The sequence below is a fragment of the Olleya sp. HaHaR_3_96 genome (assembly GCF_019278545.1).
GTDB lineage: Bacteria > Bacteroidota > Bacteroidia > Flavobacteriales > Flavobacteriaceae > Olleya.
On sequence record NZ_CP058987.1, the window covers coordinates 1,202,486 to 1,228,854 of the forward strand.

At 33.0% G+C, this 26,369-nt stretch carries 24 protein-coding genes and 1 pseudogene; 7 read left to right on the top strand and 18 right to left on the bottom strand.

Annotation, left to right across the window (positions count from 1 at the left end; all coding sequences use genetic code 11):
* Window positions 1-72: 72 nt before the first annotated feature.
* The 4 genes from H0I26_RS05125 to H0I26_RS05140 are packed head-to-tail and all read right to left on the bottom strand — an operon-like array spanning window position 73 to window position 6,708.
* The gene (locus tag H0I26_RS05125) at window positions 73-3,585 is read right to left on the bottom strand and encodes an efflux RND transporter permease subunit (protein ID WP_218701308.1); all 3,513 of its coding nucleotides are present in this window, start codon (window positions 3,583-3,585) and stop codon (window positions 73-75) included.
* Between the two features lie 10 nt (window positions 3,586-3,595).
* A complete protein-coding gene (locus H0I26_RS05130; protein ID WP_218701309.1) occupies window positions 3,596-4,765 on the bottom strand; it encodes an efflux RND transporter periplasmic adaptor subunit in 1,170 nt (389 codons plus the stop codon).
* A 22-nt stretch (window positions 4,766-4,787) separates the two neighbouring features.
* The gene (locus H0I26_RS05135; protein WP_218701310.1) at window positions 4,788-6,098 is read right to left on the bottom strand and encodes a TolC family protein; all 1,311 of its coding nucleotides are present in this window, start codon (window positions 6,096-6,098) and stop codon (window positions 4,788-4,790) included.
* Between the two features lie 4 nt (window positions 6,099-6,102).
* Window positions 6,103-6,708: a TetR/AcrR family transcriptional regulator gene (locus H0I26_RS05140; RefSeq protein ID WP_101016547.1), complete on the bottom strand. Its 606-nt coding sequence runs from the start codon at window positions 6,706-6,708 to the stop codon at window positions 6,103-6,105.
* A gap of 127 nt (window positions 6,709-6,835) precedes the next feature.
* On the opposite strand from H0I26_RS05140, the gene H0I26_RS05145 reads away from it, so the two are divergent.
* The 4 genes from H0I26_RS05145 (at window position 6,836) to ric (ending at window position 9,446) form a co-directional block, all read left to right on the top strand.
* Entirely contained in the window at window positions 6,836-7,810 is a 975-nt protein-coding gene (locus H0I26_RS05145; protein WP_101016549.1) for a polyprenyl synthetase family protein, read from the top strand.
* A gap of 5 nt (window positions 7,811-7,815) precedes the next feature.
* The gene (locus H0I26_RS05150) at window positions 7,816-8,166 is read left to right on the top strand and encodes a hypothetical protein (RefSeq protein ID WP_218701311.1); all 351 of its coding nucleotides are present in this window, start codon (window positions 7,816-7,818) and stop codon (window positions 8,164-8,166) included.
* 62 nt (window positions 8,167-8,228) lie between these two features.
* Window positions 8,229-8,663, top strand: coding sequence for an RrF2 family transcriptional regulator (locus tag H0I26_RS05155; RefSeq protein ID WP_218701312.1), 435 nt, complete (start codon window positions 8,229-8,231; stop codon window positions 8,661-8,663).
* Between the two features lie 48 nt (window positions 8,664-8,711).
* Window positions 8,712-9,446, top strand: a complete 735-nt coding sequence (gene ric / locus H0I26_RS05160; RefSeq protein WP_218701313.1) for an iron-sulfur cluster repair di-iron protein — start codon at window positions 8,712-8,714, stop codon at window positions 9,444-9,446.
* 76 nt (window positions 9,447-9,522) lie between these two features.
* Here the strand turns inward: ric and H0I26_RS05165 are convergent, their stop codons facing one another.
* The 14 genes and pseudogenes from H0I26_RS05165 to H0I26_RS05220 form a co-directional block, all read right to left on the bottom strand.
* Window positions 9,523-11,520: a TonB-dependent receptor gene (locus tag H0I26_RS05165; protein WP_218701314.1), complete on the bottom strand. Its 1,998-nt coding sequence runs from the start codon at window positions 11,518-11,520 to the stop codon at window positions 9,523-9,525.
* A 69-nt stretch (window positions 11,521-11,589) separates the two neighbouring features.
* Window positions 11,590-12,441, bottom strand: coding sequence for a hypothetical protein (locus tag H0I26_RS05170; RefSeq protein ID WP_218701315.1), 852 nt, complete (start codon window positions 12,439-12,441; stop codon window positions 11,590-11,592).
* Between the two features lie 105 nt (window positions 12,442-12,546).
* Window positions 12,547-12,942, bottom strand: a complete 396-nt coding sequence (locus H0I26_RS05175; protein WP_218701316.1) for a hypothetical protein — start codon at window positions 12,940-12,942, stop codon at window positions 12,547-12,549.
* Between the two features lie 82 nt (window positions 12,943-13,024).
* The gene (locus H0I26_RS05180) at window positions 13,025-13,807 is read right to left on the bottom strand and encodes an ABC transporter permease (RefSeq protein WP_090838117.1); all 783 of its coding nucleotides are present in this window, start codon (window positions 13,805-13,807) and stop codon (window positions 13,025-13,027) included.
* Window positions 13,800-14,507: an ABC transporter ATP-binding protein gene (locus tag H0I26_RS05185; protein WP_090838115.1), complete on the bottom strand. Its 708-nt coding sequence runs from the start codon at window positions 14,505-14,507 to the stop codon at window positions 13,800-13,802. The genes H0I26_RS05180 and H0I26_RS05185 overlap by 8 nt, the downstream gene beginning before the upstream one ends.
* Complete coding sequence (locus tag H0I26_RS05190; RefSeq protein ID WP_256935266.1) at window positions 14,501-15,736, bottom strand: nitrous oxide reductase family maturation protein NosD; 1,236 nt, start codon at window positions 15,734-15,736, stop codon at window positions 14,501-14,503. The genes H0I26_RS05185 and H0I26_RS05190 overlap by 7 nt, the downstream gene beginning before the upstream one ends.
* A gap of 4 nt (window positions 15,737-15,740) precedes the next feature.
* Window positions 15,741-16,178: a nitrous oxide reductase accessory protein NosL gene (locus tag H0I26_RS05195; protein WP_218701317.1), complete on the bottom strand. Its 438-nt coding sequence runs from the start codon at window positions 16,176-16,178 to the stop codon at window positions 15,741-15,743.
* 29 nt (window positions 16,179-16,207) lie between these two features.
* Window positions 16,208-16,825 (bottom strand): hypothetical protein, encoded by a 618-nt coding sequence (locus tag H0I26_RS05200; protein WP_218701318.1) that lies wholly within the window; start codon window positions 16,823-16,825, stop codon window positions 16,208-16,210.
* 150 nt (window positions 16,826-16,975) lie between these two features.
* The gene (nosZ, locus tag H0I26_RS05205) at window positions 16,976-18,946 is read right to left on the bottom strand and encodes a Sec-dependent nitrous-oxide reductase (RefSeq protein WP_218701319.1); all 1,971 of its coding nucleotides are present in this window, start codon (window positions 18,944-18,946) and stop codon (window positions 16,976-16,978) included.
* 29 nt (window positions 18,947-18,975) lie between these two features.
* A complete protein-coding gene (locus H0I26_RS19905; RefSeq protein ID WP_411268248.1) occupies window positions 18,976-19,164 on the bottom strand; it encodes a fasciclin domain-containing protein in 189 nt (62 codons plus the stop codon).
* Window positions 19,137-19,277, bottom strand: a pseudogene (locus H0I26_RS19845) (fasciclin domain-containing protein); the annotation flags it as partial. The gene H0I26_RS19905 and the pseudogene H0I26_RS19845, both read right to left, overlap by 28 nt.
* Window positions 19,278-19,340: 63 nt before the next feature.
* Window positions 19,341-19,517: a hypothetical protein gene (locus H0I26_RS19850; RefSeq protein WP_317618219.1), complete on the bottom strand. Its 177-nt coding sequence runs from the start codon at window positions 19,515-19,517 to the stop codon at window positions 19,341-19,343.
* Between the two features lie 24 nt (window positions 19,518-19,541).
* A complete protein-coding gene (locus H0I26_RS05215; RefSeq protein ID WP_101016576.1) occupies window positions 19,542-20,045 on the bottom strand; it encodes a c-type cytochrome in 504 nt (167 codons plus the stop codon).
* Window positions 20,046-20,217: 172 nt separating this feature from the next.
* On the bottom strand, window positions 20,218-20,757 hold the full coding sequence (locus tag H0I26_RS05220) for an alpha-ketoglutarate decarboxylase (protein WP_218701320.1): 540 nt from the start codon (window positions 20,755-20,757) through the stop codon (window positions 20,218-20,220).
* A gap of 116 nt (window positions 20,758-20,873) precedes the next feature.
* Here H0I26_RS05220 and H0I26_RS05225 point away from each other — a divergent pair, with 116 nt between their 5' ends.
* The 3 genes from H0I26_RS05225 to odhB are packed head-to-tail and all read left to right on the top strand — an operon-like array spanning window position 20,874 to window position 25,260.
* The gene (locus H0I26_RS05225) at window positions 20,874-23,639 is read left to right on the top strand and encodes a 2-oxoglutarate dehydrogenase E1 component (RefSeq protein WP_218701321.1); all 2,766 of its coding nucleotides are present in this window, start codon (window positions 20,874-20,876) and stop codon (window positions 23,637-23,639) included.
* A gap of 8 nt (window positions 23,640-23,647) precedes the next feature.
* Window positions 23,648-24,013, top strand: a complete 366-nt coding sequence (locus tag H0I26_RS05230; RefSeq protein ID WP_218701322.1) for a DUF3887 domain-containing protein — start codon at window positions 23,648-23,650, stop codon at window positions 24,011-24,013.
* A gap of 35 nt (window positions 24,014-24,048) precedes the next feature.
* Window positions 24,049-25,260: a 2-oxoglutarate dehydrogenase complex dihydrolipoyllysine-residue succinyltransferase gene (gene odhB / locus H0I26_RS05235; RefSeq protein WP_218701323.1), complete on the top strand. Its 1,212-nt coding sequence runs from the start codon at window positions 24,049-24,051 to the stop codon at window positions 25,258-25,260.
* Window positions 25,261-26,369 lie beyond the last annotated feature (1,109 nt).

A 26,369-nucleotide genomic window follows, 5' to 3' on the forward strand; every position in this document is an offset into this window, starting at 1 on the left:
AGTAAAAAATCCGAAGTAAAGACTTCGGATTTTTTGTTTAAATCATTTGCACTATTTAGTTGAAATAGAAGATTACTCTTCAAACGTACTTTCAATTGCTATTATGTCTTCTTTTTCTTCAGATGAAAACTTATCTCTTAACCACATTTTGAATTTTACGGATAAGAAAAATAATATTGGTACCACAATTAAGGTTAAGAATGTTGCGATTAATAGACCATAAATAACAGTCCATGCTAATGGTCCCCAAAAGACAACGTTATCTCCTCCCATATATATGTTTGGATTAAAATCCGCAAAAAGAGTAAAGAAGTTAATGTTTAAGCCAATGGCCAATGGTATAAGACCAAATATGGTTGTAATTGCCGTAAGTAATACAGGTCTTAAACGCGCTTTACCCGCTTTAACAATACTTTCAAAAAGATCTTGGTTAGTTAGGTAGTCTTCCTTTTCTAAATCTAATTCGGCTTTCTTTCTATCAATAAGCAATTGTGCATAATCTAAAAGTACCACACCGTTATTTACTACAATTCCGGCTAGTGATATAATACCAACCATAGTCATCATGATAACAAAAGAACTTCCTGAAATTACTATACCACCAAAGACACCAATAAAACTAAGGAAAATAGCAATCATTATTATTGTTGGTTTTGAAACGGAGTTAAATTGGAATATCAATATAAAAAAGATTAAGCCTAGTCCTGTGAAAAAGGCACCAACAAGGAATAACATTTGCTTGTTTTGCTCTTCAATTTGACCAGTGTAATCAATTTTAATTCCGTTAGGTAAATCCTCATAACTTTTCATTTCGTTTTGAATCTGAGTTACAATGGCAGAGGCATCTGTGAAACCAGGTGATAATGCGGAATACACGGTAACTACTCGTCTTGTGTCTTTATGCTTAATAGCGCTAAAACCAGAGTTGTTTTCATATTGAATAACAGCAGAAATAGGAATGCTTTTTATTTGTCCTGTATTATCTCTAAACGTAATGTTTTGATTAAACAAGGCGCTTTTGTTGTATCTATTTTCTGCATTAAAACGAACGTAAATATCATAATCGTCACCATCTTCTTTATAGACACCCGCCTTAGATCCAAAGACAGAACTACGTAGTTGTTGCCCCACTTGTGCAGCACTTATACCTAATTCTCCAGCTTTTTCTCTGTCAATAGTAACACGCATGGTTGGCTTGTCCTTATTAACATCTATTTTAAGCTCGTCAATACCAGCAATACTTTTAGTATTAATAAACTCACGCATTGCTTCTGCAGTGTTAATAAGTTCATTATAGTCATTTCCTTCAATTTCAATATTAATGGGCGGTCCAACAGGTGGTCCGTTAACATCTTTTTCTACAGAAATTAATACACCAGGGTAAATACCAACTAAAGCCGCTTGTACTTTTTGACGTAGTAGCTCACTGTCTTCTCCTTTTCTAAATTTGTATTCACGCATAGAAGCGGTAACCTTAGCTTTGTGCGGCATTTCTGCAGCAGATCCACCATCTGTTTGCGGATTACCAGCACCTTCACCAACTTGGGATACCGTACTTTCTACAAGAAAGTTTTTACCTTTAGACATGTATAAGTCCTGATTAAGAACGGTAAAGACACGTTTTTCAATTTCTTTAGTAATACCGTTTGTTTTCTCGATAGCAGTCCCTTCAGGATATTCGATGTAGACAATAATCTGATTTGGTTTGTTGTCAGGAAAAAACTCAACTTTAGTTCTTTTAGCACTTAATGATATTCCAAAAGCGATAAAAGAAGCAATAAGTAATAAGAATGTACCAACACTTAAAACATAAGGTCTCCATCCAGATAAAGCACCGCGTAATTTACGTTCGTACCAGTTTTCTAGATTGACTAATGCTTTGTTTTGGAATGAATTGGCCCATTTTCTGATAAAGAAGCGGTAAGCCCAAAGCATGATTGCTGTAAATACCATAACAGTACCTAATCCTCTGTATGTACCACCAAATACAAGTATTAGAATACCAATACCCGCTACTATTATTGAAGTACGTATAATTTGTTTTAAAGGCATGTCTTTATCTTCTATAGTCATGAATTTAGAGACTAATACGGAGTTGAAAAAGATGGCAACAAATAAAGATGACCCTAGTACTACGGATAGTGTTATGGGTAAGATTTTCATGAATTCTCCCATAATTCCTGGCCATAAACCTAACGGAATAAAAGCCGCAACTGTTGTAGCTGTAGAGATGATAATAGGAAACGCAATTTCTCCAATACCTTTCTTGGCAGCTTCAATTCTGCCCATTCCTTCGTCTTCCATTAAACGGTATACGTTTTCGACCACCACAATACCATTATCAACCAACATACCAAGTCCCATAATAAGACCAAAAAGTACCATAGTGTTTAAACTTTGTCCAAGTAATTCTAATATCATAAGTGACATAAACATGGACATTGGTATTGCAAAACCAACAAATAGGGCATTTTTAAATCCTAAAAAGAACATTAAAACCGCAACGACTAGTATTACACCAAAAATAATGTTGTTTACTAAATCGTCTACTTGACCAATAGTTTTAGACGATTGGTCGTTAACAATATTTACCGTTAAATCTGGTGGGAATACATTAGCAATAGCATCTGCAACAATAACCTGAATTTGCTCTGCAGCAGCAACCATGTTTTTTCCAGCACGTTTTTTAACGTCTAACATCACTACAGGATGACCATACTCTCTAGCAAAGGTTGTTTTGTCTTCTTCTTTAAAAGAAACAGTTGCTAAATCTTTAAGATAAATAGATTTTCCTTTTTCAGATTTTACAACAAAATTTTCAAGTTCTGATGGTTTTTCAATTTCACCTAAAACTCTAATAGTACGTCGTTGTCCACTAGCTTTTAAATTACCTGCAGACATGGTAAGGTTTCCGTTGTTAATAGCACCAATAATATCGTTAAAAGTAACCTCGGCAGCCATCATTTTGTAAATGTCTACAGCAACTTCAACTTCTTTTTCTTGTGCACCACGGATGTCCGCTTTTTTAATTTCTTGTAAATCTTCAATTTCATCTTGAAGAAACTCAGCAAATTCTTTTAACTTTTGAATAGGGTAATCTCCTGAAATATTAATGTTCAAGATTGGCATTTCTTCCGAAAGGCTTAATTCAAAAACATCAGGTTCTACTTTAGCGCCATTAAAAGTTGGCCAGTCTTCTCCAGAAGTTTCAGTATCAATTTCATCCTTTACTTTTTGCTTAGCTTGATCGACCGTAATCCCATCATCAAACTCTACAATTAACATAGAGTAATCTTCTTGAGAGGTTGAGGTGATTTCGACCACATTACTAACCGTTTTCAGTTTGTCTTCTAAAGGGTCAGAGATTAGTTTTTCTATATCTTCTGCAGTGTTTCCTGGGTAAATAGAACTAACATAAATTTTAGTTTCATTAACTTCTGGGAAATTTTCTCTAGGCATGCTAAAGAATGAAGAAATCCCTAAATAAAAGATTACTGCAATCAGGACATACATTGTGGTCTTATTGTTAATCGCCCACGATGATAAACCAAATTCGGTATCGACTTGTTTTTTCTTTTTAGTCATATTGTTTGGTTTAGTAGTTTATTACCTTAACAGTTTGCCCGTCCTTTACACTACGTGCTCCTTCTAAAATTAATTCTGCGCCATTAGGGATACCGTGTAAAACTTCAATAACATCACCTTGTGTCTTTCCTGTTTTAATAATGACTTTGTTTACAGTCCCTTCATTATTCTCTTTTTTGTCTGAAACAATATACACGTACTGTTCACCTTCTGCATTTTCAGAAATAATACTTTGTGGTACTAAAATGGCTTTTTCGTTGGTGTAATCGTTAATTTTAAGTCTAGCCGTTAAGTTAGGTTTGATGCTTTTGTCTTTATTTGGCACACCAATTTCGACTTTAAAGGTTCTATTAGCTGGATTAATTACGTCTCCCGCTTGGCGAACTTTAGTGTCTATTGTTTTTCCTAAAACCGCAAATTCTACATTTACATTTTTACCTTTAATAACTGAAGAAACATAACTTTCTGGAACATCTGTTTCAATATACATATTGTCTAAGTTTACAATTTGCATAAGTGGCGTTTGTCCAGCACCAACAACACTACCTTTTTCTGTAATAACATCGTCAATCGTTCCGCTAAAAGGCGCTCTAACTGTCGTTTTGTTTAGTTGTTGTTGTATTTGATTGATTGCTTCTTGTTGAGATTGGTAAGATGATTGCGCTTGCAAAAACTGAATTTCGCTACCAATTTTTTGATCCCATAATCTTTTCTGACGTTCAAAAGTTGTTTTTGCTAAATCAGATTGTATTTTATATTGTGCTAATTGTTGACTTAATCCACCATCATCAATTTTTGCTAAAACTTGCCCTTTAGAAACACGTTGTCCTTCTTTAACATATACGTTAGTTAGTATACCGTTATATTCAGGTGTAATGATTAATAGATTTTTAGTCGTTACGTTACCTTGTAATTCTAAAACATGATTAAACACTTCTTCTTTAGCTTCAAAAGTGGTAATTAAGGGTGTGTTTTGTGTTTTATCTAATGTTTTAATTCTGTCGTCTAATAATTTTATTTTAGAGTGAATAGCATCCTGTGCTGTTACTAATTCTGCTCTTTTAGTTCGTATCTCTTTTAGATCGTTTTTTTCTAAAACTTTTTCGACTGTATTTTTTTTATCTCCATTGCAAGAGGCTAATAAAATAGCTAAAAAAGAGAGTGTTATTATATGTTTCATAAGTAGTGTTTTGTAAAGTTGATTAGTTAGTTGTGTTTAGTAAAGTCTCTAGTTCTGCTTTTTTTGTAATAACATCTAACATGGTTTGAAGTAATTCTTGTTGAGCAGTATATAATTGCGTTTGTGCTTGTCTTAAATCGAAACTTGAGCCAATACCTTCAAAAAATTTAGTTTGATTTTTTTGTTCGATTCGCTCAGCAAGCGTTAGGTTGTCTTTTTTATTTTGGTACTCCTCAATTGCAAATTGGTAATCACTTTTAGCAGAATGTATTTGTAGGTTTAGCATTTGTTCCGTTTCCGTAAGGTTTATTTCTGCTTTTTCTAAATTGATTTTTGCACGTTGCGTTGCTGCGCTTCTCATACCAGAACTAAAAATCGGGACATTTAAACTGACACCAAAGATAGAAGAGCCAAACCATTTTTCTCCTGTGTTTGTAAAGTTAAAGGACTCTCTGTTTCCCGCGTAAGCGCCATTAATAAAAGCATTTAAACTTGGTAAAGCTTTACTTTTTTCCAATTTTACTAATAACTCTTTTGATGTTTTATCGTTTTCAGCGATTTTGTAATCTATTGTGTTTTCTACATTATTATCAGTGTTTAATAATTCCAACTGAATATTTTGGAGTGTTAACGCATCTAGATTTTCAGTTAATACGGTTTGCTCGTCAATAGGTTTTCCAATAGTTAAGTTTAGCATTTGATAGGCTAAGACTTTTAGTCGATTAGTATTGTTTAATCTACTTTGAACACTAGATAGTGTGATTTTTAATTGTTCTACACTTTCTTCTTCTTCTAAACCGTTTTCAAAAATTTTAGTAATTTCATTTAGGTTTTTTTCTAAAACAATTATGTTTTTTTCTATGATAGAAACACTTTCTTCTGCTAAAAGGACATTTCCATAAGCATTGATAACGGCTTTTCTAACCTCTAAGTCTGTCTTTGTTTTTGCATTTTTAGAAATCTCTAAGTACACTTTTGCAGATTGTAAACCCACAATATAAGAACCGTCAAAAAGTAGTTGACTTAGGGTAGCAGTACCTGTTAATGTGTGTCTTGATCCAACTTGGATGATTTGATCTCCAAAAACAAACACATTTCGTTTTAATGCATTTTGATAATCTACTGCAGCACTAAGTTGAGGCAGACCAGTGGCGGTTGTTTCCCATTTTTGTTTGACAGCAGCATCAATATCTAGAGCAGCATTTTTTACAGATCTATTGTTTTCTAAAGCATAATCAATTGCTTCTTGTAAAGAAAACTCGGTTGGAGTAGTTTTTTGAGAATAAGCAAAAGTGCTAAGAATAAAACTAAAAATTATTAGTATGTTTCTCATTGATTTAGGATTGATGGTTAGTTATAAATTTGTTTAATGTTTGTAGCCCTTTATCATTACATATAGCTCTTAAATGGTATTCTAAGTAGCTTTCCATTAAGTAGTCCATTGTAAATAAATTTGAAGGGAAAATAGTTTCATCCTTAATACCAGACATACCATTAAAGTACATTCTAGAAATAAAGTCAACGTCAATATTTTCTCTAAATAATTTGGTGTCAACTCCTTTTTGGATGCTTTCTTTTACGGAAACATGCATTTTTTCGAATTGTTTCATGTGTAATTGTAAATGTATTTTCGGGTAGTATTTTTTTAGCTGAAATTGTGGTGATGTTTTTTCGTTTTTAAGATAATTCATAACAAACATCTTAATATCGTACAATTCCTCTATTGGATTATGTGATGCTTCGGAAATACAGTCTATACCATCACAAATATTATTGAACAGATTTAGTGTGGTCGCTTCAACTAATTTTGTTTTATTATCAAAATGCTGATATATTGTTTTTTTAGATATCCCTAGCTCATTGGCGATATCGTCCATTGTAACACTTTTAAAACCAAGTGTTAAAAACAGTTCTGCGGATTTATTTATAATTTTTTCTCTCATATTTGATTGCAAATATACAACAGGAAACTTTAAAAACAATTAAAGTTTCCAAAGTATTAATGATTTTTTAACATGGGAGTTTTGCTAGAGTTTAGTTTGTTAGTACTATTTACTTTATTTTTGTCTGATGCAAAATATTTTATCATACCAGTCTGCTTTTACAGATTATTTAAAAGGTTACTCGTCACCAAAAGAACCGGAAAATTTATATAGTCCTATTCATTATATATTAGGGTTAGGAGGTAAGCGTTTACGCCCCGTGCTAACTTTAATGACTGCGGATATTTTTGGTAGTGATTATAACAAAGCTTTAGATGCTGCTTTAAGTATTGAGGTGTTTCATAATTTTTCTTTAGTACATGATGATATTATGGATGATGCACCTTTAAGAAGAGGACAGCAAACAGTACATGAAAAATGGGACCTTAATACTGGTATTTTATCGGGAGATGCGATGTTGATTATGGCTTATCAGTTGTTTGAGAACTATAATCCAAATACATTTCAGGCATTAGCAAAGTTATTTAGTAAAACAGCTTTAGAGGTTTGCGAAGGTCAACAATACGATGTTGATTTTGAAACTCGAGATGATGTCACTATCCCAGAGTATTTAACAATGATTGAGTACAAAACAGCGGTTTTAGTGGGAGCAGCCATGAAAATGGGCGCTATTGTGGCAGAGACTTCAGAGGAAAATCAAAATAGTATCTATCAATTTGGTCGTTTATTAGGTATTGCTTTTCAATTACAAGACGATTATTTAGATGCTTTTGGTGATCCAGAAACATTTGGTAAACAGGTGGGAGGTGATATCATAGAAAATAAAAAAACGTACTTGTATTTAAAGGCTTTAGACTTTTTAGGAGCTAAAGATAAAATACAGTTGGAACAGTTGTTTTCTGTTCAATTAGATGATAATTCAGATAAGATAGAAACGGTAAAACAGTACTTTATTAGTTCGGGTTCTGCAAAAGCAACACAAGATGCTATAAAGGAATACACAGAAGAAGCCTTTAAAGTTTTAGATACACTTAGTATTGCTGAAGAGAAGAAACATTTACTAAAAGCTTTTGGAACTAATTTAATGACAAGAAGTGTGTAACTAATATGGAAACACCTTCAAATTTTAATCAATTAATAGAAGAAGCAAATGGGCTTCATCTTTATAAAAGTTTAGTAAAACAATTAAACAAAGATTTTTTGTACGCTAATATTGATTTAGATTTTGCTGAGGATATCTTACCAGCAAGTTTAAAGATCATGTTGCATGAAACGGTCTATAAACTGATTCAAGAAAAATTTGTAGAATACTTAAACCTCCTCTATATCATAGATGTTTCGGAAGAGGCTATTAAAAAATTGGATGGTAGTGATACGTTACAATTGGCTGATGAGGTTTCTTTTTTAATATTGAAAAGAGAATGGCAAAAGGTTTGGTTTAGACATAAATATTCTTAATAGGATAGAATAGTCCTATTTAAAAATATTAATTATCTTTGTGTAACTAATTAAAAAATATAATGTTTTCAAAAGCTTGCGAATACGGAATTAGAGCCTCGATTTTTATTGCTAAAAACTCGTTTGAAGGCAAACGCGTTAGCCCTAGGGAGATTGCAGCAGAAATTGATTCGCCTCAAGCTTTTACAGCTAAAATTTTACAGGCTTTAGTTAAAAATAACATTGTTAACTCTGTAAAAGGGGCATACGGTGGTTTTGAAATTGATAAAAAAGACATTGCATTAATTAAGTTATCTCAAGTGGTTGAAGCTATAGATGGCGATGCTGTTTATAGTGGTTGTGGTTTGGGCTTAAGTAAGTGTGACGAAAATCATCCTTGTCCGGTACATGATAAATTTAAGGTTATTAGAGATGGACTTAAAGTGATGTTAGAAACTACTAATTTAGAAGAATTGGCACTGGGTATAAAATCTGGAGTCTCGTTTTTAAAGACCTAAAAAAAATTTAAACACAAATAGGATAATTTTATCCGAAATAGAATTGATATGCAAACATTACATGAAAATAGTCAAAAAGAGATCGGGCAATTTGTAGCCGAAGATTTTAGAACAGCAGCGCTTTTTAATAAGTATAAAATAGATTTTTGTTGTAGAGGAAACAGAACGGTAGAGGAGGTCTGTACTAAAAATAATATTGATAGTAATTTATTGTTAGATGAATTGGATGCTATCATGCGAAGCACTACTGGTCAAAATATAGATTATCAATCTTGGCCTATAGATTTGTTAGTCGATTATATCCAAAAGAAACACCACCGTTATGTTGAAGAAAAAACACCTATATTACGTCAGTTTTTAGATAAATTATGCAAAGTACATGGTGCAAGTCATCCAGAATTATTTAAAATAAACGACTTGTTTACTGCGTCTGCTGGCGAATTAGCATCACACATGAAAAAAGAGGAATTTATCTTGTTTCCGTTTATAAAGAAAATGGTTAAAGTTAAATTAAGCAATGGTGTTTTACAAGCGCCGGCTTTTGGTAGTGTAGAGAGTCCTATTGCTATGATGATGCATGAGCATGATAATGAAGGTGTCCGATTTAGAGAAATAGCTAAATTAACAACAGATTATACGCCACCTGCAGATGCTTGTAATACCTATAAAGTAACGTATGCTATGTTAGATGAATTTGAAAAAGATTTACATCTACATATTCATTTAGAAAATAATATTTTATTTCCAAAAGCTAAAGCATTGGAAGCTCAGCTTGAGAACTAGTAGTCTAGTCTACTGTAACACGGAAAAAGCCCATAACACGTAATGTTATGGGCCTTTTTAATGGTGTTTGTTGAAATTAGAAAACTACGGATACATTCATATAAAAATTGCGTCCTTGTCTTTGTATGTTATTCCAATCTGCGTAGGTAGAATATGTCGTGTCCAAAATGTTTTCTAGACCATATTTTAGTATAAACTTGTTGGTGTCAAGGAAAAATACATGTCCTAAGTTGAGGTTTAAAACAGAGTATGACGGTGTTTCGTCTTCGCCATAAAAATTACTGTAATTACTTTGGTTTCCATTACCCTCTAATTGTAAAGCTGCATTAAAGGTTTTAATGTTATAGTTTAATTCAGCTAAATAAGAAAACGGCTTTATTAATGGTAAATTCTTGTTATTACTGCCTTTTCCATAATTGTAACCAACACTTGCATTTGCCGAGATGGTATTGCTGAATTTGTACGATGTATTGACATACACATCAAAAATAGAAGCGTTTGGTAACGCATTATAAACACGTACGCCATTGGCTCCAATAGTCATTGGACTTAATGTTGTGTCTATGTCTCCTATGATATAATCCATTAAATAGAAGTAAGACGATTCTAATCCAATAGTAAATTTGTTAAAATTATAATCAGCTTTAAAATTAGCTTCAATAGCTTTTTCGTTTTTTAAGGTTGGGTTTCCAATGTTATCATAATTATCAAAACTATTATATAAGAAAAAGCCATAACCTTCGCTAACAGAAGGCGCTCTTTCTCCGTAGCCTAATCCAAATGAATAGTTTGATTTTTCTTTTTTTAAATTATAATTTGAAGAAAAGCTAGTTAGAAATCGACTGTTGATAGCGTCTATTTCTGGGTAAAAAATCTGTAAACTTTCTAATCCAACCGCTTTTGCTATTTTGTTGCGGTGGTATCCTAATCTTAGTGATGCCGAAATTGTTTCTTGATTATTTAACGTATAGCTATCCTTTGCATATATACCAGTGTACAATGTTCTAATGTCTGGCCAAGTATACATAAACATAGCAGGTTGGTCAGAGTCGTTTGGATACATGGTCATTTCTGCTAAAGCCCGATTGTAAAACCCGTTAAAATTAAATGCTAATTGGTGTTTATTAACCTGTGCGGTTGCTTTGCTATAAAACCCATAGGTATCACTCCAACCTGGCATATCCATTCTAATTGGGACATCAGGACGTTTTGAGTCGTCCATTATATGTGTAATAGTATTAAAATATAGCTTGGTTTCTAAGGTTTTAATAAACGTAGAGTCGTTGCTGTAATTATGGGTTATAGATGTAATTAAAGCTTCAGCCAAAGATACATCCATTGGTAATGCGGGATAACCAACGTCTGTTGCTTTATCGTAAATTATGTGAGCATCAAAAGACTGGTTTTCGGATAGTTTGTAGCCTGTTTGAAGCGAGATATTAAATTTTTCGAATTGAGAATATAATATTTCCTTACTATTTCCGGTATCATAATTATCCGATTTACGGTAAATTCCGTCAGCATTAATATAAAATTTGTTTCCAGAATACTCTACGTCTAAACCTCCTGTTTTATAGTTTCCGTTAGTTTCATAACCTACATCAGCACTAGTTTTTAGACCAGATTCAAAGTATTTAGATTTTGGAATTTGTAAATCAATGTTTCCTCCAACACAATGTCCATTTTCTGTACCTTCTTGTCCTGATCCAACACTAACTTTTTCTAAGTTAGAGACATCTACGTAAGATGTAATCGGATCCATTTTATCTGTACAAGCACCAAATATTTGCATACCATCAATGGTAACACTTAAGCGATCACTTGTCATATTATTGATGGAAGGCTCCCAAGCATAATTACCACGTTTAATCATGGTTATTTTGTTTGATTTTTCTAGAAACTCATCAATACTGGATAATGTTTTTTCTTGACGGTAGTTACTTAGTTTTCGTCTCCCTAAAACAATAACCTCTTCTAATTTTGTAGTATCTTTTTTTGTAAAAGTGGTGTCTTCTTGAGCAAATGTAAATCCGCTAAAAAATAAGCTGATACTAAATATTATAAACTTTTTCATTAGTATTTTATTTAAACAGACACACTACAAACTAATGTGTCTGTTATCATTTTTGAAGTCGGTTTTGAGTTAAAACTCTAGCTCTAAGTATAATGAGCTTTGTGTGTTTTCTTCGGTAACATCTTCACCTTTTAAAACCTCATCGTTGGTGTTTAGTAGTTTTAAATTAAGTACCCAATAGCCGGTCATTGTTAATGCTAAATCAGCATTGTACATTTGTTCTGCACTGTTATAAGTTAAATCCGTGTTGTTAGGAGATGTGTGATTACCCATACCTGGCATTCTTGGATCTAGTGTTATTGTAAAGTCTTCTACCACTGGAAATGTCATCATGTTTTCCATTTTGAAAAGCCCAACTTTTAGATCGTTAATCGCAATTTTAGGATTGTTAGGCTCTACTAAAGCAACAATGTATCTGCTATCATCACTTCCCATAAAACTTGCAGAATTTTGATTGTCATTTTGCAGTACTGTAATCGCATCTGTAACAGTATAATCTATTCCGTTAATGGTGTAGTTTACTGTTAGAGACCATCCAGAGCCATCAAGATTAGTCATTTGGTAGATTATAAAACCATCGTAAACCGTATCTTTTCCTAACGTTTTGGTTATAGTAGATTTAGGTGAAGAATGTTCCATGGTTGGCATCTGCATCATTGGTATCCAAGATAAATTAGCATCTTCAACATAGCTGTTTGTTGTATTGTCAATAACTCTTAGGCTTATAGCGTTATAACCGGTTTTAAATTGACCAGTCGTATTAAATAACTCAATGGTATGAGTGTCATTAATTAGATCCTGAATTTTTGTTAGTCCAGTAACTTCGTTTGTGATTCGGGAGTCATCGTCGTCATTGTCTGAAGAACAAGAGACGTTTAATAATGCGATAAAAAGGATTGGAAATATATATTTAAGTTTCATTTTTTTTTCTTTTTTGTATTTAAAATTATGCTAAAAACTTCCTGCTAACGTCATAAAATGAGTTAGAATGAGAGTAAAATCAAAATGATTTTTAATCGAAAAAAATTAACTAAAATTTGGTGGAGGTGTGTCTATGTCTAGATACATTTTTGAGACTTTTAAATCAGAAAAATGAATATTTTGTTTTAATACGATTGGTTCTATTGGCTCTGTTTCCAAAGTAAAAATACTTGCAGGACAATACACATCTAGACTGATGCGCTTAGTCCCTTGTAATGGTATGTCAGGGTCAGACTCAGGGTTGTTTTCTGTAAGATCTTTACGTAATTGGCATTTTCCATTACACCCTTTTTGATCTTCTTTTTGGACGCAAAGTGTTTTTGCAATTTGGTCTTGATTTATCACAAAATCAGCAACAATAACCATAGTATTTATATTATTAGCTAATAATATAAATACTAAAACAAACGTGGTTATTTTTGCTGTTATAGCTGAAATCATAGTATAAATTTAGAAATTGTTATGTGATTTAAACATGATTATTGTCATAGAACCATTTAGGTTTATGATGAGTATTTGAAGCTTAGAAATCTTTCTTTTTAGATTTGTATATAATTCTAGAAACGGGTAATACAACCCAAACAGAAAGCATTACAAAGGATACTATTAATCCTACATTAGTCCCGAAAAATTGTTTGAAAACTGCGCCAGTATAGCCTAGTAAAGCAGAGATGTCTAGTTTTAAAAGTATTAAGGTTCTTGATAAATCTATAGGATTTAACATGGTGCCTATTAGTGATAGTTTATCTAAAGGATAGTCTTCAAACATAATAAGGGTCATTAAAAATAAGCCATCGTAAATTACTGCTAGAAATAACCAAAGTAAAATAGCATAACCAAACCCTTTAATCTTGTTCTCGTTAGATAGTGCAATATTAAAAGCTAATGCAGTAAAAATTAGAGTTAAAAATGTACCGGTAATTATTAATAATGAAAAATCCCAGATAGCACTACTTTGAAACAGTCCGTAAAACACAAACGGAATCCCTAATCCTAAAATTAAACTCATAGATAACGATAAAGCAACACCTAAATATTGTCCCATAAAAATGGAAGATCGTTTTAATGGTTGTGCTAATAATAGTTCCGTAAATTCTTTATTGTTGTAGTAATACATGACTCCAAAAATGGTTCCAATTAGTGGTACTAAAACAATGATAACATTCATTAATGTAATGACGGCTTTTGATAAGTCGTTATTTAAAAACAATAACACAATACCAAGTAGTAAATAAAATGCAAAGTAGACGTAACTCCAGCGACTACGCATTAAGTCGTAAAAACTATATTTTAATATTTTAAGCATGATTATCGGTTAATATAGACGCAATTGCATGCTCAAAATCGGGCTGCTGTGTCTTGGTTTTTAATTCTGAAATTGAGCCTTTAAAGTATATTTTACCTTCTAGGATAAATACAATTTCATCTGATATTTCTTCAACAAAACTCATAATGTGTGAGGTGATAAGTATTGTTTTTCCTTTGGCTTTTTCGGCTTTAATTAAATCTTTTAATCGTATTAATGATATTGGATCTAAACCAGTAGTGGGTTCGTCTAAAATAATTAATGGACTATTAAACATAAACGTTAATACTAGATTAACTTTTTGCTTTGTTCCTCCAGATAAATTACCTAGTTTTTTATCTAAAAAAGGGTCTAATTTAAACAGATCTATCAGACGTTGGTCTTCTGAAGTTGGTTTACGTAAATCCTTAATCATTTTGATTAATTCTTTTACTTTTAAATTACTGGGGAAGTTTGCTATTTGTGGTAGATAGTCAATTTTATGCCTGTATTCTGGATTTTTTTTAATGTTTTCTCCAAGGACGGTAATGTCACCTTTATTAGGGATTACCATGCCCAAAATGGCTTTAATCAATGTTGTTTTTCCTGAACCATTTGGTCCCAGTACAGCAAAAATTCCGCCTTCACTAATGCTTAAGTCTACACCACTTAATACTTGGTTTTTTCCGAACTTTTTATGTAAATTTTGAATGGTTACCATGTTATTTTTTTTATTAGTGGGTTATTGTCTAGTAAATTGTCTGGCGTAAATACTGGTGACACTTTTTCTGAAAAATCAATAATATCTATAAACATACTACGCAGTAAAATGATAGTTTCTGGTGTGCGATTCACGATGTAAGAAAACAGTTTTACAGGTCTGTAAGGAACGTCTCCAATACCATTTTTGTCTAAGTCATAACCGGTGTAATTACTCCAGTAATTTTTATCAAAAACATTATCGTTAACATTACTGTTGTAAGCAATGTCAAAGGAGTTGTATAAAAAATTGTTTTCCGTAAATGTATTAGTATAACAGGCGCCTTTTACTTTGATGGCCCATCCGTTATTTGAAAAATTATTGTGTTTATAAATAATACGGTTAGAACCCTCTATGTTGATTCCGATGGTATTGTCTTCAAAAGTATTACCTATGATTTCGGCATCATTTATTTCTTTTAAAAGCATGCCGTAAGAAGCTGTTCCCCAGTTTTCTTTAAAAAGATTATTGTACATTTTTATGCGCTTTGAAAACATAACAGCGACACCTGCACCATTATTTTCAAAGGTGTTGTCTTGGTAGATGTCATCGTTAGAAAACATAAAGTGTAAACCATAACGTACATTTAGGGTGCTCGTGTTGTTTTTGATAAGGCATCCGTCAGAAAATTCTAAATAAATGCCATCTCTAACATGCTCTACATAATTATGTTCAATTTGGATGTTTTTACTATACCATAATTGGATTCCGTTTCCGGAATTGTACTCTTTTACAGCATCACCAATAATTTTGTTATGATATATTTTGCCATCTCTTGATTTTTCAATGTAAATACCAAAAAATAATTTTTCAAGGACTAGATTCTGAATTACAAAATTTTTGCTATTTCTTACTCTAACAGCTGCATAATCTTCCGTATAACTTGTACCTACATTTATTATAAATAATCCATCAACTGTAACATTGTCTGCTTTTATGATGATGATCTCACCTTTAGATTCTCCATCAATCACAGGGTAGTTTTTACCAATAATAGTCAATGGTTTGTCTATAATAATAGCATGTTCTTTATACGTCCCTTTTTTTATAATAATAGTATCAAAGTCTTTTGCTTGACTTATAGCTTTCTTTACAGTGTTAATAGGGCATGTTTTACACACTTCAATAGTTTGTGCAATAGCGGTGTTAACCATAAATATGGCTAACAAAATAAGGCTTGAATATTTCATGTGCCTAGTTTTTTAAATGCGCTAATACTTGTGTCCAAGAATATAACTCACCGCCTTTCTCAGCTTTTATTTTTTCGGCTTCCCCCTTAGTTTTAAAAGCAGTCAAAAATGCGCCCATTGGGCTTGGAATACTTTTACTAATTAAAAAAGTGGCTTGTGTAGCATCGGTAAGAGCTTCTGGTTCTGAGAAATGATTCGTTAAGTATAATTCAATTTCTGAAGTATCAAATTCATCAAAATAATTAACCATACACTCGGTTGCATCAAATTTGTATGTTTTACCTTTTTTGGTAACAAACTCTGCAGCGTGCACTTTATCTACGATGGTCATTTTACAATAGTGACAGCCATCGCTACCATATGCTATGGCTTTTGGAGAGACATTACAACTTGTAAAAATAAGAGGTAATAAGACTGGTAAATAGTGTTTTAGTGTTTTCATTGTTTTAGTGTTTTGAAAATATAAAATTACTATGTTGTTTTCTTGACACTTGTTTTTCGGCCTAACCAAAAAGCAAAAAGTGTTAAGGACATACCTACAAACATTAGATATCCTCCTGTATGTGGTAAAGAAGTAACATCAAAGTTTAATAGTTTTTTAAAACCAATTAGTGGTGGTTTATATGACATTGGTGAGCCATCAGGATTGGTAACTTTTATAATAGCGTGTGGATCTAGATTACCACCGTAATCCACTAGCCAGTTATTAAAGTCATACATGCCCAATATACCTAGGACAGACATTAAAATAAACCACCCTAAAAAAAACTTGTAGCTTACTTTGTCTAAAAATCCTAAAATACCAATTATAATACCTAGAAGTGCCATTCCGAATATTACTTTTGGAAACATGGAGAACTCCCACATTTCGTCAGCTTTAGGTATAGTTTTCATACCTATGTAGTGATTTAATCCGTCAATGTTTTGTAAATCAAATTCTGATACGCCTTTAATACCATCAATATAAATATTCATCCCTAACGGATCTGGATATTGAGGTGCTCCAAGCATAATGTTCCATAACGGAAATTTAAAAAGCCCTAATAACAGTAATGAACCTATAATCATTATAATGCTAGCCTTTTTCATGATAAGTTGTATTTAATGTAGTAATCAGTGAGGTTTCTGTGTAAATAGAATAAAGTGTTTTAAAAAAGAAAGGCGAGAGCGAAAATTCAACTCTCGCCTTAATTAGAGAAATAAACACTAAAACAAAATCTCTCTAATTTTTAATATTAGTTATTCGATATCTTCACCTAGAGACCACTTAATTGGTGTGTCTGAATCAGCTGCAGAGACTCTTATGTAACCTTGCATTTCTTGGTGTAATGCAGAACAGAAATCTGTACAGTAAAATGGCCATACACCAACTTGTTTAGGTTCCCAAACAGATGTTTTTGTTTGTCCTGGCATTACTAGTAACTCTGAATTGTTTTGTCCTATTACCGCAAATCCGTGTGGGACATCAAAATCTTGCTCTAAGTTAGTTACGTGGAAGTATACTTTATCTCCAACTTTTATCCCTTCAATATTGTCAGGTGAGAAATGGCTTCTAATAGTTGTTAAGTAAATATGTACCTCTTTACCTTCTCTAACCACCTTAGTGTCTGCATCAGATTTTGCAGCATATGGATGCTTGTTATCTGCTAGTTTATAGATTTTTTGAGATTGCTCCTTTATAATACTTGCTTCCATTGCAGCAGCGTAATGTGGCTCTCCATGTGTTGGGAAATCTAATAATAGCTCCATTTTGTCTCCAGAGATATCATATAATTGTGCTGAGTGTTCCATCTCTGGACCCGTTGGTAGGTATCTGTCTTTAGTAATCTTATTCATGGCAAACATGTATTTACCTTGTGGTTTTCCAGAGTTTCCTCCAGGGATTGTTAAGTGACCAACAGAGTAATAAGTAGGTTTTCTATCGATAACTTCCCATGTTCCTAGTTTCCATTTTACAACTTCAGAAGAAATAAAGAATGTCGTATATGCATTTCCTTTTCCATCAAATTCAGTGTGTAATGGTCCTAATCCTGCTTGGTCTACAACGCCTGCTAACACATCTTCAAAGTTTAAAATAGGTATTCCGTAAGCTTCACCTGCAAATTTTTCATTTTTAATAGCATCTAACATTTTTGTAAATGAATGCACTGTTACGTTTGCCGATAATTTACCATTACCTACAATGTATTCTCCAGAAGGATCTACAGCACAACCATGAGGTGATTTTGGTGTTGGAATAAAATAAACAGCTCCAGGAACATCGATTGGGTTTACAACACGAACCTCTTTTTTCATTGTAGATGTCGCTGTATGTGTGTCCTCATCATATACATTATGTGCATAATTAGCAGGCATCATTGTTCCACCACCATTATTTACATACTCTTCAATTTTTTTCCAGTTAATAGCAGCAATAAAATCTTTATCATTTTGTGACGCATTAACTTCTAAAAGGGTATTAGCCTCTTCTGTATTATACGTTGTAAAGAAAAACCAACCATGAGATTTTCCACGTCCAGGGTGCGATAAATCGTAGTTAAAACCTGGCATTAGGATTTGGAATTTAATATCCATGTTACCAGTTTCTGGCGCTACGCTAATAAAAGATAAGGACCCTTTAAAGTTTCCTTTGTAGTCTTTAATTGGCATATCACGTTGTGGAATTGGTACAGAAAAACGTGTTCCTGCAACAACGTACTCTGTGTTTTCTGTTACAAAAGAAGAACTGTGATTACCTGCACTATTAGGTACTTCAATAATTTCTTCGGTTTCAAATGTGGTAAGACTAAGTCTTGCAATACGTGGCGTGTTGTTTTCATTTATAAATAACCAACGACCATCTAATTCTCCTTTTGATTGAGAGATATCTGGATGATGCGCATCTCCCCAAGGGATAAATCCGTGAGAGGTGTTTAACATTGGTTTTGTTTCTTCAGAATATCCATAACCAGAGGTTGGAAATTGAGAAAAGACAGGGATTTCTTTAAACATTCTACCAGAAGGTAGACCGTACACTGTTACGTTACCACTGTATCCACCTGATAGGAAGGCGTAATGCGAGTCGTACTCTCCAGGAGCAACATAGACGCGTTCGGCTACGTTACTAGCTAATGCACCAGATTTACCACCTGAGTTATTACCTTTGTTGCAACTCGTAAATCCTATTAGGATAACTAGCATTGCAATACTTGACGTTATTATATTTTTCATTGTTTAAGCTGTTTTAGTTAGTGTTTTTATTATTTTGTTGGTGTTAATAATACTTTATCTATGATGTGTACGATTCCGTTTCCGGCTTTTACATTACCTAGTATTTTGGCGCCACCAATCATTGGTTCTCCGTCGACTACTTCTACTTTTACATAGTCATTATTAGCTTGACCTAATTTTTTAAACTTCTTTATGAAATCCTTGGTGTCACATGGTATTTTAAAATATTTGCTAAAGCCGCTTTGTTTTCTGGCTTCAATAAATTTTCTACAGTGCCTTCTGGTAATGCTGCGAAAGCTGCGTTAGTTGGAGCAAAAACCATTAATGGTCCTGCATTAACTAAAGCATTTTCTAATTGTGCAGCTTGGACGGCAGCAACTAAAGTGGTGTGGTCTTAAGAGTCCATTGCTCTGCTTAAAACTGTTGTGCTTCCAGTGTCTTTAATAAAGGCTTGCCCGGTTCTGGCTTTACTGTCGCTTTTAGTTCCTGAATCTGTTGCTGTTTCACTCGTACCGTTAGTTTCGTTTTTGCACGCGTATAAGGTTAGCGCGATAGCAAAAACAAAGAGCAATTGTTTTATTAGTTTTATAATAGATTATTTAAGTGTTCTGAAATATTCTAGGACCGCTCTTGCTTCTTTTTCAGTAAGGCCTTGATTTGCCATAGGAGAACCATTAAATTCCATTAATAACTCTTTAGCTAACGGATCTTCTTTTACCATTTGCTCTGGATTTAAAATCATATTCATAATCCATTCTGGAGTACGACGACTTAATATTCCTGTTGGTGGTGGTCCTATAAATTTTTTGTTTGTTCTGTGACAAGCAGTACACATTTTTTTATAAACGTCAGCGCCAAGAGTAACCATTGTTTGATCTATTTCTGCTGCAAGTGTTACAGATTTTATAGGGCCGAGTCCTTTGTTTGTTAAGTCTATTTGTTTAGAAGGTGGTGTTTTTTCTGCTTTTGGTGCAGTCGTCTTTTCTGTCGTTTCCTTTTTCTTATAAGAAAATTCTTCTTTTTTCTTTTCTTCTTTACCACCACAACTAATTAGCATGGTTATAAATAATACGGTCATTAATTTTAGTGTTGTTTTCATAATATCTTAGTTTTATTCGACAAAAATACTGTCATAATAAAACTTATAATATGATATAAGTCATATTTAGGATAAAAATGTCTTAATTAAAAAAAAGAGCGTATCGTTCCATAAAAAAAACCTTCTTACAAGATTGTAAAAAGGTTTGGTTTTTAGGTTATGTGTTTTTTGTTTAAAAGAATACTCTTACAAAAGGGACCCAAGCATTAGCGTATATACTTTTAGTGTCGTCATAAAGAACATCGTAACGTATCCCAATGGTTATATTATTGGTAGTGTATCCTGCACCGATAAATAAAGAAGGGACCCAATAGGTGTCATCAATAAAAGCTGGGTTGTCAAAATTTCTATTCACATGATTTTGCTCAAATTCACCAGAAATCTGAATGTCTCTGATAGGCGTGTAGATTCCAATTATGCTTGCTCCTAGAATTGTCGATTTGTAAAAATTTTTACTCTTATTGTAGGTTGCATTCAAACCAACCCCTAGAGCAAATGATTCATCAAATTGGTAAATAGCGGTTGGCGCTAATGTTGCACTAAAAAAGTTGCTTCCGGTGCTTAATCCTAATCCACCACCAAAACGAACATTTTTCCAAAATTCACTTTTTTGCTGTGGTAAATTATCTTGTGCATTACCAAAAGTTACAAAAAAACAAGCAATCATTGATAATATGATAATTTTAGAGCTGTTAATTGATTTGATTTTCATAATAATTAATTTAGATGTTTTAGAATGTTATAAATATAATAAAACCATCTCTATATATAGTAAAAGTTGTATTTTTGATAAAATTTTGTTGAAGCGAACACGTCTTAAAGAAAATAATGGATAAATACTCCTTTTTAAACGCAGCACATACAGCATACTTTGCTGACTTATACGATCAATACTTAGAAAACCCTGACTCTGTAGAGCCTAGTTGGAGAGCCTTTTTTCAAGGTTACGACTTTGGTTCGGAAAATTACGGATTAGATGGAGAAATAGCAGAGGGTGTTTCCACCCAAATGCCTGAGCATGTTCAAAAAGAATTTCAAGTAGTAAAATTAATAGATGGTTATCGTAACAGAGGGCATTTATTTACTAAAACAAACCCGGTAAGGGATCGTCGTAAGTACGAGCCTAGTTTGGCATTGGAAAATTTTGGCTTGACACAAGCCGATTTGGACACCAATTTTAATGCTGGTGATATTTTAGGTATTGGTGCACAAACACTTAGAGAAATTATTAAACATTTAAATAGTATTTATTGCGATGCTATTGGAGTGGAATACATGTATATCAGAAAACCTGACGAAATACAGTGGATTCAGAGCAAATTAAATATAAACGACAATCAGCCTAATTTTTCTGGAGAGCAAAAAAAGCACATCCTAAAAAAATTAAATGAGGCCGTATCGTTTGAAAGTTTTCTACATACTAAATATGTAGGACAAAAACGGTTCTCTCTGGAAGGAGGGGAGTCTTTAATCCCAGGATTAGATGCCGTAATTGAAAAAGCAGCAGAACTTGGTGTTCAAGAATTTGTAATGGGAATGGCGCACAGAGGGCGTTTGAGTACCTTAACAAATATTTTTGGAAAGTCTGCAAAAGACATTTTTAGCGAGTTTGATGGAAAGGATTACGAGCAAGAAGTTTTTGATGGAGATGTCAAGTATCATTTAGGTTGGACTAGTAATCGTCAGACTAATAGTGGGAAAAAAATAAACCTAAGTATTGCACCAAACCCATCACACTTAGAGACGGTTGGAGCAGTTGTTGAAGGTATTGTTAGAGCAAAACAAGATAATTTTTATAGCGATAACTTTAGTAAAGTTTTACCAATCGTAGTTCACGGAGATGCAGCAATAGCAGGTCAAGGATTAGTGTACGAAGTGGTACAAATGGCACAGTTAGATGGTTATAAAACTAACGGGACAATTCACGTCGTTGTTAATAATCAAGTCGGATTTACAACTAACTATTTAGACGCTAGATCTAGTACGTATTGTACAGATATTGCTAAAGTAACGTTATCTCCAGTGTTACATGTTAATGCAGACGATGCAGAAGCAGTAGTGCATGCCATGTTATTTGCATTAGATTTTAGAATGAATTTTAAGCGTGACGTATTTATTGACCTTTTAGGATATAGAAAATACGGGCATAATGAAGGTGATGAACCAAGATTTACGCAGCCAAAATTATATAAAGCAATTTCTAAACATGCCAATCCAAGAGATATCTATGCTGCAAAATTAATTGAGCAAGGTATTATTGATAAAGATCATGTTAAGACATTAGAAAACGAGTACAAATCTAGTTTAGAAGAAAAGTTAGAAGATTCTCGTAAAGAAGATAAAACAGTCATCACTCCATTTATGGAGGACCAATGGAAAGATTTTACTCAGGTAGATGAAACTATTATGATGCAACCAATTGATACAACTACTTCTACTGAGAAGTTAGCAGCTATTACCAAAGTAATCTCTAACTTACCAAAAGATAAAAAGTTTATCAGAAAAATAGAACGTCTAATCAATGAGCGTCAAAATATGTTTGACGAAAACAGATTAGATTGGGCTATGGCAGAGCATTTAGCATACGGAACACTTTTAGACGAAGGTTATAATGTGCGTATGTCAGGTCAAGATGTAGAACGTGGTACGTTTTCTCACAGACACGCAGTTGTGAAAGTTGAGGATAGTGAAGAAGAAATTTTATTATTAAACCAAATAAATGATAAGCAAGGTCAATTTTATATCTATAACTCTTTACTTTCAGAGTATGGCGTAGTAGGATTTGATTATGGGTACGCTATGGCAAGTCCAAATACTTTAACTATTTGGGAAGCGCAGTTTGGAGATTTTAGTAATGGTGCTCAAATCATGCTAGATCAATATATTTCTGCTGGTGAAGATAAGTGGAAAACTCAAAACGGATTAGTCATGTTATTACCACATGGTTATGAAGGACAAGGAGCAGAGCACTCTTCCGCACGTATGGAACGTTATTTACAGTTGTGTGCAAAAGATAATATGTTTGTTGCAGATTGTACAACACCTGCTAACTTCTTTCACTTGTTAAGACGTCAAATGAAGGTCAACTTCCGTAAACCATTAATAGTGTTTACGCCAAAAAGTTTATTACGTCACCCAAAATGTGTTAGCACAGTAGATGAGTTTGCAAACGGAAGCTTCCAAACATTGATAGATGATGCCTCTGTAAAAGTGGATAAAGTTAAAACTCTTGTCTTTTTAACAGGTAAATTTTATTACGATTTAGACGAAGAGCGTGATAACTTAAATAGAGAAGACGTCGCTCTAGTTAGAATAGAACAATTATTTCCTTTACCAACGGAAGCTATCAAGGCTGTCTTAAGTAAATATAAAAATGCTGACGATATCGTTTGGGCGCAAGAGGAACCAAGAAACATGGGAGCTTATTCACATATGTTGATGAATTTAGATGAAGCAAGACATTTTAGACTAGCTTCTAGAAGACCTTATGGTGCACCAGCAGCAGGTAGCTCTGTGCGTTCTAAAAAACGTCATAAAGAAGTTATTGACTTTGTTTTTGATAAGACTAAAAATAACCAGCGTCAAGCTAAATAAGTATAAATATGAAAAAAATACTATTAATTTTATCACTTTTGATTAGTTCAATTGGGATTGCTCAAGACAGCGATAATTATAAACAGGCAACTTCTAGCTTTCAAAACCATTATAATAACGGTGATGTCGTTGGCTTATTTAATATGTTTGATGATGATTTTAAAAAAGTTTCAACTTTAGAGAAAACAAAGACTTTTTTTAAAAACGAAGTTGACATGAGTGCTTTGGGTAAAATAAAATCAATGGAATATACTAATACTTTTAAAAAAGGTAATAATTACATTGTTAATTTTGAAAACGGAGTTTATAATCTCTATATAAAGGTAGGGACAGATAATAAACTTGAATTTTTTGAAATGAATTCAGTAAACTAATAAACAATAACACAACAATATAAAATTACATTACGATGATTTTAGAAATGAAAGTGCCTTCTCCAGGCGAATCTATAACAGAAGTTGAAATAGCAGAATGGTTAGTTCAAGATGGTGATTATGTAGAAAAAGACCAACCAATAGCTGAGGTTGATAGTGATAAAGCAACATTAGAATTACCGGCAGAAGCTAGTGGGACTATTACGCTTAAAGCAGAAGAAGGTGATGCAGTTGCAGTTGGACAAGTGGTATGTTTAATAGATACAAGTGCAAAAGCTCCAGAAGGAGATGCACCAGCAAAAGCAGATAAAAAAGTGGAAGCAGCGCCAAAAGCTGAAACAAAAGTAGAAACTCCAAAGGCAGATACTTATGCTTCTGGAACAGCAAGTCCTGCAGCTAAAAAGGTTTTAGCAGAAAAAGGGATGGATACAAGTACTATTTCTGGGACAGGAAAAGATGGACGTGTCACTAAAGATGATGCCGTAAATGCTGTGCCATCAATGGGAACGCCAACAGGTGGAGACCGTAGTGCTTCAAATTCTAAAATGTCAATGTTACGTCGTAAAGTAGCAGAGCGTTTAGTAGAAGCTAAAAACACGACAGCAATGTTAACTACTTTTAACGAGGTAAACATGTCTCCTGTTTTTGCATTACGTAAAGAATATAAGGAAACTTTTAAGTCTAAACATGGTGTTGGTTTAGGGTTTATGTCATTTTTCTCATTAGCAGTTGTGCGTGCATTACAAATGTATCCTGCTGTTAATTCTATGATAGATGGTAAGGAAATGAAAACATTTAACTTCGTAGATATTAGTATAGCGGTTTCTGGACCAAAAGGATTAATGGTACCAGTTATCAGAAATGCTGAAAACTTAACCTTTAGAGGTGTCGAGTCAGAAGTTAAAAGATTAGCACTTAGAGCTAGAGATGGTCAAATCACTGTAGATGAAATGACAGGAGGTACTTTTACAATTACCAACGGAGGTGTTTTTGGTAGTATGTTATCTACTCCAATTATAAATCCACCTCAAAGTGGAATTTTAGGAATGCATAATATTATAGAACGCCCAATAGCTGTAGATGGAAAAGTAGAAATTCATCCTATGATGTATGTTGCATTATCTTATGACCACAGAATAATTGATGGTAAAGAAAGTGTAGGCTTTTTAGTCGCTATTAAAGAAGCATTAGAGAACCCAATTGAATTACTTATGGGTAATGACATTAAAAAAGCTTTAGAGCTTTAATAATCGTTTATATAAAATTAAAAGGGAGCAACTATGTTGCTCCCTTTTTTTGTGTTTATTTGTCAAAAAATATGACGACATTAAATGCGATAATAAGTAATGTTAGTATTACAAGACATGCAATGATGATCCTGTTTTGTTCCCTTGTTCTCTTTTCTAAATCCATACTGTAGTTTTAAATAAAAACTCTGCACCACTACAGTACAGAGTCTTCTTAAATAATTCTCCCTAAGAACTAATTTAATAGCACTGTAAAGGTATAAGATATATACGACCTGTGAAATACGTAGAACTACGTATTTTTATTTGGATATTGACCAAAAAAAAAGCTCCAAAACAGTTTAACGTTTTAGAGCTTTATCAATTCTCCCAAAATTGATTAATAGCACTGTAAAGGTATAAGATATATACGACCTGTGAAATACGTAGAACTACGTATTTTTATTTGGATATTGACCAAAAAAAAAGCTCCAAAACAGTTTAACGTTTTAGAGCTTTATCAATTCTCCCAAAATTGATTAATAGCATGGTAAAGGTAAAAGATATATATGACCTGTGAAATACGTAGAACTACGTATTTTTATTTGGATATTGACCAAAAAAAAGCTCCAAAACAGTTTAACGTTTTAGAGCTTCATTAATTCTCCCTAAGAACTAATTAATAGCATGGTAAAGGTATAAGATATATATGACCTGTGAAATACGTAGAACTACGTATTTTTATTTGGATATTGACCAAAAAAAAAGCTCCAAAACAGTTTAACGTTTTAGAGCTTCATTAATTCTCCCTAAGAACTAATTAATAGCATGGTAAAGGTAAAAGATTTATATGACCTGTGAAATACGTAGAACTACGTATTTTTATTTGGATATTGACCAAAAAAAAAGCTCCAAAACAGTTTAACGTTTTAGAGCTTTATCAATTCTCCCAAAATTGATTAATAGCATGGTAAAGGTAGAGGATATATATGACCTGTGAAATACGTAGAACTACGTATTTTTATTTGGATGTGCTCAAAAAAAAAGCTCCAAAACAGTTTAACGTTTTAGAGCTTTATCAATTCTCCCAAAATTGATTAATAGCATGGTAAAGGTAGAGGATATATATG